Source organism: Nocardia yunnanensis, from assembly GCF_003626895.1.
In the GTDB taxonomy this organism is placed as follows: Bacteria; Actinomycetota; Actinomycetes; order Mycobacteriales; family Mycobacteriaceae; genus Nocardia; species Nocardia yunnanensis.
The window spans coordinates 7,662,543-7,675,369 of record NZ_CP032568.1 but is presented as its reverse complement, the minus strand read 5'-3'; the positions used below and the strand labels follow the sequence as shown (position 1 = coordinate 7,675,369).

The following is a 12,827-nucleotide window of genomic DNA, read 5'->3' as shown; positions in this document are numbered from 1 at the left end:
GGCGCGTGGACTCCGAATCGCGAACTACCACCAGCGTCTGCCGGGGACCTTCACATAGTGGACGGGGATTTCGGATGGTTTCATTTCAGCGGTCTGTCGACAATGGGGCGGGCGGTTTCGGGCCAGATGCGTTCTTCCTCGTGCTCACGTTCGAGTATTTCGGCCAGCGTTGTGTTGTGTTCTTTTACGATTTCGACGAGGCGGGCGACCAGGATGTCAAGGCGTCGAACTTCGGATTCTGCGGCGACCAGTTGTTCATCATCTGGGTTCGGACCATGCAGTATGACGTCAATTGGCGCATCCGGATCCAATGGAGTACAGGTGTCACCTCGGGTGAAGCTGTGATGGACAACGACGGCCGCCCCTTCGAGGTGAGCCCCGCCGGACCCGGATCTCACTTCTGCACGGCCACTGGCAACTCGTGGGCCCCTGGCTACAACCCCAGCGGCAGCAAAGGTACGTCCTGACATCTACTCCGTTGCATGCTCCACTGGGCCTATCGATGGGGGCGGGGCGAAGGGCCGTTCGTTCCCGAGGGCGTCGGTGACGAGGGGTAAGGGAGTCGTCGAGCACCGATCGAGTAGCAGTTCGATCGCGCGCTCACGGAACATACGTGGATGTGCGCACGGCGCTGACACGGTGGAGCGAGTGGCGCTGCCTGCGGCTGCGCTCGCGGTATGTATTAGGAGTTGTGCCCCGCTGAGGGATCCGAGAGCTGCTCTGAACGGTTGCGCTCGGCCCAGGCAGCGTTCTCGTTGAAGGTGATGGTCTCGACTCGCTGCGCTAGCACCTCGCGGCGATTCTGTGCTGTGTAGGGGCCAACCTGGGCAAGGTACAGATAGCGCTCATGTTTGAGTAGCTCGGCGGTGAACCGGTATTGGATCCAAGTCGGTTGCCATTGGAAAAGCTGTTGCGCGCCTTCGGCCATCACCACCAGTGCTGCGGTCACGGCTGTGACATAGGCTGGCGCCGAGAGTGCGGCCAACACGGGGACGAGCGCCCCGACCACGATCTGGGCGAGCTTGACCCGCTTGTACATCGTTCGTGCCTGAGCGCTCTTGCGGCTGTACCAGAGCGCTTGCTCGTCAAGCCGTTGCTCCACGGGATCTGCAGGAGCAATGCCACTTTCGGGTCTGAGGATGTCCATGCAACTCCTGTAACGCAAATTCTTCTCTGGCTTGGTCCGTCGTCGCGGCGGTTGTGTCGGCGGCGTTCACCATTGGGTATATGGTCTCAAATTTGATGATCAAGAGTCCTGCGAGTCGACGATGTGAGGTTCAACCCCTCGCGCGACGCCACGCTCTCATCCAGAGTAAGTCTCGACCTCGCCTCGTAGACAGGTTGTATCGTAACCCGTTGGGCAGCAGCATGTGCCGATGATCGAACGGTGCCAGAGGGAGGCCGTCAGAGGGCTGCGATTATTCATCGATGGAGGATATGGTGGCGCCCCTCGACCATATGCCGGGAAGGTTGTCGTGGATCAGGCGCAACGCAGGCGGTCTACGCCGCGAGTCGTCCCAGGCGAGACCGGGCGGCAAGTCAGCCGGATGGGTTGATGATCCGGGATCCAGCTTAGCGGCGAGCGTTCCGTATCTATCCGGTTCGGGGATAAAGTCGAACCCCTGTATTATCTGCCGATATCTCCGATGCGGAGACGATGTCGGTCACTTTCTTGAGGTGATTGATAAAATGTTTTCGGAAAGTATTCTTCTGCTGCCGAGTGTCGGTCATCCTAGTTCCGAATTGCGGATAAAGGCCATCCCACGGAAATACAGTCGGATCTTTAAGGTTCATTGTATTGCAGATCAACCACGCGTATATGTCCAAACGAAGGGCTGATCCTCGAAGTTCAAGCATGTTTTGGGTGTCATAGGCAGGTGGATGGGCAATGATCTCCTCGAATATTTCGTCTGACAGTTTCACGCAATTCGGAGGATGTGACCAATGGTCTGAGAGTGTATTTGACGATTCCCAAAGGTGATATGTAGTTGATGAATTTCCGTTCAGGTGGGGGCGTGTTATTGAGATATCTACGTGAAACAACCGCTCCATCTGTCGGCGGACTAGGTTGACGGTTCCGAATTGACCGCCGGTCGGCCTCGGGTATAGGAGCTTCATGAAGCTGGCATAATTGTCGGAAAGGGCTATTTCTGGACAGTCATTCCTGAATGCTTCGTTTAACATCCAGCAGATGAGCAATCTGGGCACTGTTCCAAACGGATAGCCAGTCAGTGAGAGTGTGCTATCCGACCCTGTGGTCACGCCTTGCATGACAAGGAATGACCTGTCCGGGGCCTCCTTCTTCCAGGGGGTGCGGGTGCCTGGGTCGTGATGGGGAAGGCCGATCTGTGCCAGAAGATACGTTGGGTATTCGCAGGAGTTCTCTGGATGGTTGGCAGTTTCAATTGCACCTATCCGGATGTTGGCGTGTCCGTTTTTTCCACTCGCATCTGCTGCAGCGATGCTTCTTTCGGGATGGTTGCTGCCTGTTGTTGGGGCTCCCGGAAACGTCGGAGAAAGCCCTATGGGTTGTTCTCCTGGAAAAATTGGAGCGATCTTTGGTTTTCGGCGGCCCCTTTGAACGGTCTTAATAAGTTGATCTCTTGCCTGGTCCTCGCTGATTCCAAACAAGTCTACAGAAACCAGTTGACCGAGTAGTCCCGGTCGCTTGCAATCCTCTATTCGGAATGCAAGAAGTCTTCTTCCCTCTCCAGTCGGGTCGGAGCGGAATGCTTCCTGCCACTCCGCTCTCGCGAAATCTGACTGGCAATAGGCGGTGGATACAACCGCAATCGTTCGCTCGGACATCGTGGTGGCTCGATCCATTTCTTCCACAAACCGAGCGCCAGGCTCGAAGTCCCAGGCCTGAATTTCTGTGCTGTAACCCGCGCATTCAAGCTCCCATGCAATCCACTCGGCCCACCGTTGATCCTGGCCGGTGTAACTTATGAAGAAGTTCTTTGTCGATCTGCATTCATGTGGGCCCCCCGATTTGCTGGACACTCTTCTCCCCGGTGTGTAGCTGCTGATGTAGGAAGAGGGAGGTCGGCTACCGACCGGGGTCATTGATGACCTCCGCGGACCCGTCCTCCTCTGCGGCCACGCTGGTCTTCGTCCGCAGGCAAGCCCCGCAGGCGGCGGGGAACACTCGCTGCTCAGCCCTCCTTTAACATGTCGACTCGGCTCATCCCGACCTTCGCCGGGAACCTCTCCCTTCAACGCAGCGCTGGGATCGCGTCTGCGACTAGCAGACTACAGCAAGAGTCGTCATGTTTACCGCCATCGTTGGCCGCGATGGATGCGAAAGAAGCTGTGCTGAAACGTGTTTCGGACATTACGAACCAACCATTAGGTTGTGAATTGCCGAAGCTCACCCACTTGAGGGTCGCAGCCAACGGAGTTGGTGGCGCACGAACTCGATCACCCATCCGTGAGTGCACCACGGTCCGCGAATTCTGCAGCAACGACATCACGACGCAATGCGGGCAGGTGAAGCGGCGGATGTGGTGGCGGCGCGAAGGGTGGGAACCGTACAGCACCGACGAGCCCGGCATCATGTCAGAAGATTTCCGCGCCGATACGACCCTTTTGGCCATGGCTGAGTTCCGGGAGTTGGTGCGGCGAATGGTCCCCTGCGCGAATTCGGCGAGGTTGCGTCCACTGCAGCGACGATAACCATCGAACAAGGCTGATTTGGGGAAGGGGCTGGCTCTCTGGGGTATCGGTCGGCCCCTTCGCCATGATCAAACCTGAGGTCGGCCAGCCGCAAAGTGCTGGCCCGACGGGTATCGTCTCCTGCCGGTCCTGTTCGCGAATCTAGACCTGGCTCAATGTTTTTGGAGGAGTACCACGTTAGCCTGTCGGTGTGGGGGACGCAAAGGATCCGGACGAAAAGCCCCGAATGCCAAGGCGTATGGAGCGCAAAGCCTCCACGGTGTCACAGTGTCGGATCTACGCTCTAGATCACCCCTCGCCGACAGAGCGGAACATCGATGCCATCCGAGGCCGTAAATCAGCCAAACTGATTGAAATATGCCGACTTGCCAGGAGAAACGCCTGTTTAACAAGTGTCCTCCCCACGCAGGCGGGGATGGTCCCATCGCAAGCGGCGGCAGGTCCGAGAGGACACTGTGCTCCCCATATCCGCGGGGATGGTCCGAACATCGGCTCTCGGGTCGAGGGGATCATCATGTGCTCCCGCGTTCGCGGGGATGATCCTGGGACGACGGCACGCCGGCCTATGACGAGCGCGTGCTCCCCACGTACGCGGGATGGTCCGTACTCGGACACCATCACCAAGCACGGCGCGTAGTGCTCCCCTCACCTACGGGGGATGGTCCGATGCGCGGCACAGTGCAGCGGGTGGGCATGAAGAGCTCCCTATACGCGGGGAGGGGCCGAAGCAGTAACGACCGTGGCGAGGTCAGCAACGGTGCTCCCTGCGTACGCGGGGATGATCCCTGCGGCTTCCCTCGTTGCAGAATGGCGGCGTTGTGCTCCCCTCACACGCGGAGATGATCTGAGATCACCGTGCGGTACACAACTGCCCAGGGCCGTGCTGCCGCGCAAGCAGGGATGGTCCGACCGGCTACGAGCTGGCGTTGCTCGAATGGACGTGCTCCCCGCGTACGGGGATTATCCGGACATCCGCTAGCAGCTCACGGGCGGCCGCGAGTGCTCCCCCGCGCGGCGGGGATGATCCGTAGACGCCCTCGGGTAGGTCCCCGTACCCGGGTGCTCCCCGCGCACGCGGGGATGACCCGCCGCAGTACTTGAGGGTCTGCTCGACTGCAGCGTGCTCCCGTACATGCGGGGATGATCCGAGCAACATTGGTGACTGCCAACGTGTTTCGAGCGCTCCCAACGTACTCGGAGACAGTCCACACGGCATTGCTATACCGCAGAAAGATTCCAATTGGCGTCATACGGTTACGAGGTCCTGTTTCATCGACTTGTCGGTGGCGGTGCGACGATCTGCCGGACGGTGATCCGAAATCTGTTCTACGGGGCGTTGATTTGGCGCTGAGTGACACGGCGCGGTCGGTTCGGGTCAAGTCGGTGCCGTGGCGCCGCTCCCCGCGGGGACGGTCCGTCGGCGGCCTCGCCCTGACCGTGGTAGTCAGTTGCTCCCCGCGCATGCGGGGATGGTCCCACCGCCGGCTTGCGGATTTTGATCGTGTTACCGCACTACCCGCGCACGCGGGGATGGTCCCGACCACGTGAAGCGGTCGGGGACGCTGTTAGCGTGCTCCCCGGACACGCGGAGATAGCCCTAGGCCGTGCGTGCTCTGGCTGCTCAGTTCGGAATCCTCTCGCGCACAGTGGCGGGGATGAATCTCAGTCATGAACCGGGCTGTCGCGTCCTGATGACCGTACTTCCCGCCACGCGGGGATGGCCTTCTACGGTGGACGTATTGACCACCGTATGCTCACCGCGCATGTGGGGATGATCCGCCGGCGTTCCAGGTGGCCAGCATGATCGCGGCGTGCTCCCCGCGCACGCAGGGATGGTCCGCTGACCGCGTGCACGGTGCGGCCGGACCGGACGTGCTCCCCACATACGCGGGCTGGTCTGTTGCCAATGGACATGTAGTGGTCCATGTCCGCTGACAATGGTCCCCGAGAAGGGGCATCACCGCCTGATCAGCAACTTGCTCCGCGCACACGTGGGGATGGTCCCAGGCGGTCGATCCGCTTGAGGTCTAGGCCGCTGTGCTGCCCGCGAGGGGTGTGGTGCCGGATCCCAAACTGATTGGGAATCAGTAGCTTGTGATGGAAAAGCTCTGGTAGCTATGTGTGCTCCCCGCGCACGCGGGGATGATGGTCCCACAACCCCACCATCGAGCCGGTCACCATCTCGTGCTCCCCGCGCGCGGGGATGGTCCATACGCGAGCCTGACCCCAAATGCGGTCGGCAAGTGCTCCCCGCGCATGCGGGGATGGTCCCAGATCAGCCTGCGCCGCACCGTAATCCGAGGTGTGCTCCTCGCCGCATGCGGGGATGGTCCGGCCATGCACGCCGGGGTGAACAGCTGCTCGTCGTGCTCCTCGCGCATGCGGGGATGGTCCGTGGTGCACGCACACCAGCCGATCCGGATCCGGGTGCTCCCCGCACACGCCGGGGCGGTCCTCTGCACAACAGCGGTTGAACCGTGTACAACGTGTCCCCCGCGTACGGGGGTGTGGTCCGCATTGGACACCATCTCGGTAGAGGTGGAGCACCCCCGCTCCTCGCGTACGCGGGGATAGTCCGGAAAAGAACAAGGGCCGCGGTGCCAGAGCCCTGTGCTCCCCGCGCACGCGTGGGGCGGTCCCAACGCACCAACGCAGACGATCGATCCCGGGGCGTGTTCCCCGCGCACGCGGGGGCCGGTCTGCAAGACAAGATCCGGCTTCGGAGGTTCAAGTGGTTGTCCGTGCACGCGGGCGGTCCGGGATTCGTGGGCGCGGCGGTCCAGGATGGGGAGTGCTCCCCGCCCGCGCGGGGATGGTCCGAGTCGGCCGTGGCAGCCGGGTATCAGCCACCAGTGCTCCCCGCGCACGCGAGGATGGTCCGTCCGGTCCTCCGTTCAAGGAGACAACCGTGGTGTGCTCCCCTCGCACGTGAGGATGTCCGTTGCTGTGGTTGTCACGCCATCCGTAGCCCGAGTGTTCCCCGCGCACGCAGGGATGGTCCCTGGAAATGGCCTCAGTCCTGCAGTTCCGGGCGGTGCTCCCCGCGCACGCGGGGATGATCCGGTCGAAGACATCTCGGACAACACACCCACGGTGTGCCCCCGCACGCGGGGATGGTCCCAGGTCGCGCAGCAGGTCCAGGTTCTCCTTGTTGTGCTCCTCGCGCACGCGGGGATGGTCCGGCGAGGATGTGACCGGGCAGCTGTGCCGCGCCGTGCTCCCCGCGTACGCGGGGATGGTCCGGCCGCGCCAACCTCCCGCACGAAATCGACGTCGGGCTCGCCGCACACGCGGGGATGGTCCGATGAACTGCTCGACCTCGAAACCCAGCTCACGGTGCTCCCCGTGTACGCGGGGATGGTCCGTTGTACGTATCGCCCGCCACCGCCGACCGCGCCGTGCTCCCCGCGCATGGGGATGGTCTCAGGGCAACGGCGCGTACCTGCTGCCAATCTGGGTGCCCCCGCGCACGCGGGGATGTTCCCTGGCAGTGGTACCGCGAGGCCGCGGACGGGGAGTGCTTCCCGCCCACGCGGGATGGTCCGAGCGGTTCCTTGAGTACGCCCGCCAGCAAGGTATGCTCCCCCACGCATGCGGGGATAGTCCCGGAGCCACGGCGGCGCTGACCGGCACATACTCCGTGCGCCGCCGCGCTCGCGCGACTATGGCTGCGACTGTGCCTCCCACGTACGCGAGGATGGTCCAGAACCCGCCCGTTTCCTCGAAGCTGCGGGGCAGTGCTCCCCACGCACGCGGGATGGTCCGGACACCGGGTTCCTCAAAGACATGAGTGAACTGTGCTCCCCGAGCAAGCGGGGAGGGTCCTATGGCTGGACGACAAGCGAACAACGAGCCGCTGCGCTCCTTGCCCACGCGGGGTTGGTTCGTCCCGAAATACTCGCTGCGACAAGTGATTTCGGCAAGGATTACGCTGCTCAGCGACTGCCGGCACCGTGCTTCTTATGTATGTGGGGGTAGTCGGCTGGTCGGTACCGCTCGGTACGATTTTGTGGCGGTGCAACTTGGTGAATCCTGTTGCTGTTGGCGGAATTTGGCGTACGCTGCGCAAGGTCAGTAATCACCACAGCGGGGGAAGTGGTATGTCGGAGCCTGGAGCATTGTGCAGTCCAGTGTCTTTCGATCTTTCCTCTCAGCCGTGTATTCCGGTGCTGACTCGAGACGGCCAGAGGCAGTGGCGATCGTTGTGCGAAGTCTTTGCTGCGGCCGACTCGGATGTCGATATCGCGATCAGTCACCCGTCACCAGGTGCCGAGGTGGCCTGCTATGAGTTGCTGCTTGCGATCTGCCATGCGGCCGGATACACCCCTCGCTCACCGCAGGAATGGTCGAAGTGGATCGATCAGCAGCGGTCGTTCGACAAGGTTGTCGAGTGGCTGACGACGGGGGAGGGACGCGGGCGCTTCGACCTGTTCGATTCCGAACGGCCCTTCGGTCAGAATGCGCTGCTGACTGAGGCGCTCACTGACCTCGGTTACGGTCCGGTGCAGCTGATGCTGGAGCGTGCGAAGAACTACAGTCAGTTCGCTGATCATGTGCACCTGTATGACCTGGAGCCGGTCAGTGCCCGGGATGCGTTCTTGGCGATGATCATTCAGCATTGCTATGGGCTCGGCGGCCGGGTTATGGCCGAGGGTGTGGTGAAGCAGGTGCAGCACACTCTCGGATATCGACGACCTATTACCGATGGTGCGGTGGGTCGCCTCGGTGCCCGCGTGCGGATTCTTGCTATCGGCGACAATCTCGGCCGTACGTTGCGGCTCAACCTCGCCATCCATGAATCTGGCGGCACCCTCAACGCGACGTGGGATGAGCGGGAGCGACGGCCATTCAAGGCCGGTTCCGCCATGGAACGCCGGACAATGGACGGGCCCAGCGACTGGCACAGTGTCCTGGGCCGTTCAGTACTGCTACGTGGTATCGACGGAGATCCTCCGACTGTCGATCGGGTGTTGCTCTGTGCGGGCGAGACGGTTGCCGTCGAATCTGAAGGTGACAGCTACGCCGAGTTCGACGCTGTGTACGTCAAGGGGAGGCTTTTGAAGGCCAGCTTGGACCGGGCATTGTGGCGTGACGCGCACGCCATCTATTCGGCCAGCCTCGCCCCCCAAAGCGGCGATGGCCTGTTCGGTCTGCTGGGAACCGAGCTGACTCGGCCGGTGCGACTTCTCGCGGTCGGACTGGCGGCGGTCAATCGTGACGTCGACGGATGGGTGCGCGATATCTTCCCGTTCAATCCGGATCGTACGAGCGAATTGCGCGATGCCGCGGAGGTCGGTGTCCAGCTGGCTGAGGATGCGGCGGTGGCATTGAAAGACGCAGGGCAGGAAGCCTTCCGCTGCATCTACCCAGCGTGCCCGGACAGTAAGGCACAACGCGACAAACTGAAGGCACGTTTCGACGCCTCGGACTATTTGTGGGCCAGAGCTGGGACCTCGTTCCATCGGCTGCTCGACCGTGTCGAAGCTGGTCACGATACCCGGTCGGAATTGTCCACTCATGCTCAGACGCTCCGTGGAATCGCGAGCGAGGCACTTGACGAGCGACTACGGTCGCTGCCTCCGAACGGGCGGGGATGGCAGGCCAAAGTCCGTGCTCGCGACAAGCTGGCGAAAGGGCTGCAGGCCCGCCGTTTCAAGGAGTTTGGATCGTGAGTATCGACAGCGAAGTAGTCGCCGCACCACAACGCCCCGCAGATGAACGAGCCGCGGCTGGGCTCCTACGATGGCTATACGACCTTGTCGAAGACCGGAACGTCGGCTATCTGGCCGACCTACGCCGACTACACGCCGACAGCGTGGCGAAGCTTCTGGCCGGCAACTTCGCTGCGCCAGGCGGTGTGGCTTTAGGACCGCAGGCGGTCGAGATATTCGAAAGAGTCGCTTTCCTATTCACCCGTTTTCATGCTGGTGAGACGGCTCTGCAGCGGGGATCAGGGTCGCTCGGGTACGCAATGAGCAAGGTCGGCAGCGCTGATCGCCGAGGCAGCGAGAATCCCGGCTGTGTCCGTTTGCTGAATCAGATCTTGGTCTCACGTCAGCCCCCGTTCCGACGCATTCAGCACGGGATCGATCTGATTCGGTCCGATTCGGGTGCGCCGCCGAACTGGTTTCAGCTGACCGTAGATCTCCTGCGGTGGACCGACTCGGAACGCACTGTTCAACGCGACTGGGCTCGAGACTTCTACCTGCCCCACACCAAATCGAGAAGGATGCCTTGAGCGTGGATCATCAGTACTTGTCCTTGCACGCGATCACGACGTTCTCCGCAGTGCTGCTCAACCGCGATGAAAACAACCTCCCCAAGGAGCTGGTCTACGGTCAGGTCACTCGAACTCGGGTGTCCTCACAGAGCTGGCGGCGGGCCGAACGCATGTATATGAGGAAGCGAGCCAATGACGGTGAGGGACCACTAGCTGGCCATGCTTTCGGTATCCGGACTCGGGAGTGGGCGATCGCCACAGCCGATGCTCTGGAGGAACTTGGTTGGCCGAGCGGCAGAGCCAACGACATGGCCCGGCTGGCACTCGAACACTGCGGCTTGACGATGGGCGACCCCGACACAGACCCAATGAAGACCAAGGTCGCCATTTTCGCGCCAGCCGGCACCGGGAAGAAACTGGCTGCGGTCTTACACTCACCTCCTGTCTCCCTCGACGACTGGTTCGACCAAGAAACGGATCGGCTGAGCAAAGAGGCCGAGAAGCGAGCGGCCGACCGGAAAGCCAAAAAGGACAAGAAACGTCCGACCGCGGGTTCTGCCGATTCGGAGCAGACGACACCTGCGGTGACTCCCATCCCGAAGAAGGTCCGCGACGCCCTCGTGGCCGCCCTGGCTCCGGCCGACGCCATTGACATCGCGCTGTACGGCCGAATGCTCGCCGAGATCGCCGAGGCACCCAACGTGGACGGCGCCATCCAGTCCATGCATGCGTTCACCGTCGACCCAGCCGAAGTCGACGACGACTTCTTCACCGCGGTAGACGACCGCAAACACGACCGGAAAGAAGCAGCCAGAACAGCATTCGATGCGATCGATGGATGGTCCGGTGACGACGCCGGTGCCGCCATGACCGGGTATCAGAGCCTGACATCGGGAACCTTCTACCGCAACGCGGTACTCGACCGCGCCCAGCTCCGCCGCAACCTCGAACGAGCCGGTATACCCGTCGAGGACGTCGAGGAACTTGCTGAAGCAGCCGAACGCGCGTACACCGAATCGTTCTGCTTCTCCGTACCGACGGCAAAGCAGAACAACACCGGTGCACCTGGCACACTCCCGAAACTCGTTCTCGCAGTGAGCGGTTCGCGCCCGGTGAACTACGCATCGGCGTTCGAGCAGGCGCTCACTGGCAATGGTCAGCCGGTGAGCATAATGGCTGCGAAGCAGCTGCTGCGCCAGCACAACTTCGCCGCCGCACGGCTTCCCGGCATCTCGGCAGGACGAGCACTGACCTACGACGCCGACATCGCCGCCTACGTACTCGGCGAAGACGATTCGATGGGGGTAGCAGCGGTCGAATCGGCTGAGGGCCTGCTGCACGGAAGACTGCCGTGACTTCAACGCTGTTGATCCGACTTGCAGGCCCGCTCCAGGCGTGGGGAACGCTATCCAAATTCAAGCATCGCGACACCGACCCCGACCGCCCTACCAAAAGCGGTGTCATCGGGCTACTCGCCGCCGCCGACGGACACGACCGCAGTGAAACCGACCCGGACTATCCCGATGCGCTGCCGCTGAAAACATTGGCAGGACTGCGCTTCGGCGTCCGCGCCGACCGCCCCGGAGTATTGGTGCGCGATTACCACACCGTCGGCGGCGGTCGATTCCCGATCCGGCCACGCGATCTCATCGTCGACGAACGGCGGATACCGGCAGCACAGCTTCCGCCGGAATCCGAGCGGCCGACTCCATTCGGATCCTTCGATGTTCCGGACTGGTACGGGGCACCCAAGTACATTGCTCCCGATTCGGTCGGCGTCCTCCGCACCGACAAACCGCTGGGTCGCTCGGGACTGATCACCGAACGCTGGTACCTGTCCGATTCGGCATTCGTGGCCGCCGTACAGCACAACGACCGGGTACTGCTTGAGCGACTTGCCGATCGACTCGACCATCCCCGACGGTTGTTGTGGCTGGGGCGCAAGAGTTGCCCGCCAGCTGAGCGTCTCAATCATGGCGTGCACGATGGCGACCTGACAACAGTTCTGGCCAGCACAGCCTTGCTTCCCAATGCAACTGAAACTGAGCCGTTTTCGTGGATCGAGACCTATCCGCGAGAGCCTGGTTCGGTACTTGTCCACGATCAGCCCGAGTCGTTCGACTCGCGGAATCGGGTCCACATTCAACGATGGGAACGTCGAGAGCGGATGGTCATCGCGAACCCGACGATCGCCTGGGAGGTGTCTTGAGCGCCACGCTGATTACCTGTCACAGCATTCTCGAACTGAATGCCAGACACCCCGAGGCCCAACGCGCGCTCCTCGATGCGCAGGTAATGCACCGTCTGGTGATGAAGGGATTCCCCGGCTGGGTCGAGGACGGCGCCCGGGACGCACGCGCGCAGATGGGTGTCCTTCACACCTCGAATGTCGATCTGAAGAATCAGCGACTGACCGTTGTCGTGCAGTCGAGCGTCCCCCCGGACTGGTCGCACCTCGGCAAGAATCAGCTGGCCGCTGAGCCCCAGATCATGAAAGTCGACCAGAGCGTCGCGATCGGCCAGCGGTTCCGGTTTCACACCGTGGTCAATCCGGCCCGGATGAGCAGTCGGCACCTGCCGCGTAGTGAGAGGGAAAAGCCGCAGCCGGAACGGAAACGGCTCTCGGACACCACTGCAGAGCATGCACGCCAATGGTTTGCCGAGCGTCTTCAACCGCTGGGTGAGGCCGCGATCAGCGAGCGGGGCGTCCGTCGGATCGGCGCCGACGCGGACCCCACTCGGCTCGTGGTCCGCATTCTGCCCAAGCTCAGCAACCTCGATAAGAAGCCTGGAATGCGGGTCGGACGGGCCCAGGTCCGTGGCGAACTGACGATCACCGATCCGCATGTCTTCGTCAACACAATCGTCGGCGGACTCGGCCATGCCAAGGCATATGGATGCGGTCTGATACTCGTCAAACGTATCGATTGAG

General features: G+C 62.0%; 9 protein-coding genes. 7 read left to right on the top strand and 2 right to left on the bottom strand.

Features of this window, described 5'->3' with window-relative positions; genetic code table 11:
* Positions 1-74: 74 nt before the first annotated feature.
* The gene (locus tag D7D52_RS36165; RefSeq protein WP_120743455.1) at positions 75-467 is read left to right on the top strand and encodes a hypothetical protein; all 393 of its coding nucleotides are present in this window, start codon (positions 75-77) and stop codon (positions 465-467) included.
* 215 nt (positions 468-682) lie between these two features.
* On the opposite strand, the gene D7D52_RS36160 is transcribed toward D7D52_RS36165, so the two are convergent.
* Both D7D52_RS36160 and D7D52_RS36155 read right to left on the bottom strand, forming a co-directional pair.
* Positions 683-1,147, bottom strand: a complete 465-nt coding sequence (locus tag D7D52_RS36160) for a DUF4231 domain-containing protein (protein WP_120743454.1) — start codon at positions 1,145-1,147, stop codon at positions 683-685.
* Positions 1,148-1,593: 446 nt separating this feature from the next.
* Positions 1,594-3,003, bottom strand: a complete 1,410-nt coding sequence (locus D7D52_RS36155; RefSeq protein WP_222932743.1) for a replication protein RepA — start codon at positions 3,001-3,003, stop codon at positions 1,594-1,596.
* A 291-nt stretch (positions 3,004-3,294) separates the two neighbouring features.
* Between D7D52_RS36155 and D7D52_RS38395 the strand changes: the two genes are divergently transcribed.
* The 6 genes from D7D52_RS38395 to cas6e all read left to right on the top strand — a co-directional run bounded on the left by D7D52_RS38395 (position 3,295) and on the right by cas6e (position 12,826).
* Complete coding sequence (locus tag D7D52_RS38395; RefSeq protein ID WP_162958822.1) at positions 3,295-3,675, top strand: hypothetical protein; 381 nt, start codon at positions 3,295-3,297, stop codon at positions 3,673-3,675.
* A gap of 4,130 nt (positions 3,676-7,805) precedes the next feature.
* Positions 7,806-9,347 carry a type I-E CRISPR-associated protein Cse1/CasA gene (locus D7D52_RS36140; protein ID WP_162958821.1) on the top strand — a complete coding sequence of 514 codons (1,542 nt, stop codon included), beginning with the start codon at positions 7,806-7,808 and terminating at the stop codon, positions 9,345-9,347.
* Positions 9,344-9,913, top strand: coding sequence for a type I-E CRISPR-associated protein Cse2/CasB (gene casB / locus D7D52_RS36135; RefSeq protein WP_162958820.1), 570 nt, complete (start codon positions 9,344-9,346; stop codon positions 9,911-9,913). The genes D7D52_RS36140 and casB overlap by 4 nt, the downstream gene beginning before the upstream one ends.
* A 2-nt stretch (positions 9,914-9,915) precedes the next feature.
* Positions 9,916-11,250 carry a type I-E CRISPR-associated protein Cas7/Cse4/CasC gene (locus tag D7D52_RS38885; RefSeq protein WP_222932742.1) on the top strand — a complete coding sequence of 445 codons (1,335 nt, stop codon included), beginning with the start codon at positions 9,916-9,918 and terminating at the stop codon, positions 11,248-11,250.
* Complete coding sequence (cas5e, locus tag D7D52_RS36125; RefSeq protein ID WP_120743447.1) at positions 11,247-12,104, top strand: type I-E CRISPR-associated protein Cas5/CasD; 858 nt, start codon at positions 11,247-11,249, stop codon at positions 12,102-12,104. The genes D7D52_RS38885 and cas5e overlap by 4 nt, the downstream gene beginning before the upstream one ends.
* Positions 12,101-12,826, top strand: a complete 726-nt coding sequence (cas6e, locus tag D7D52_RS36120) for a type I-E CRISPR-associated protein Cas6/Cse3/CasE (RefSeq protein ID WP_222932741.1) — start codon at positions 12,101-12,103, stop codon at positions 12,824-12,826. The genes cas5e and cas6e overlap by 4 nt, the downstream gene beginning before the upstream one ends.
* Position 12,827 lies beyond the last annotated feature (1 nt).

Bases quoted from the DNA above. Each gene is read 5' to 3' on its own strand.
- D7D52_RS36160 (WP_120743454.1), bottom strand. From the start codon at position 1,147: ATGGACATCCTCAGACCCGAAAGTGGCATTGCTCCTGCAGATCCCGTG.
- D7D52_RS38395 (WP_162958822.1), top strand. From the start codon at position 3,295: ATGGATGCGAAAGAAGCTGTGCTGAAACGTGTTTCGGACATTACGAAC.
- D7D52_RS36165 (WP_120743455.1), top strand. From the start codon at position 75: ATGGTTTCATTTCAGCGGTCTGTCGACAATGGGGCGGGCGGTTTCGGG.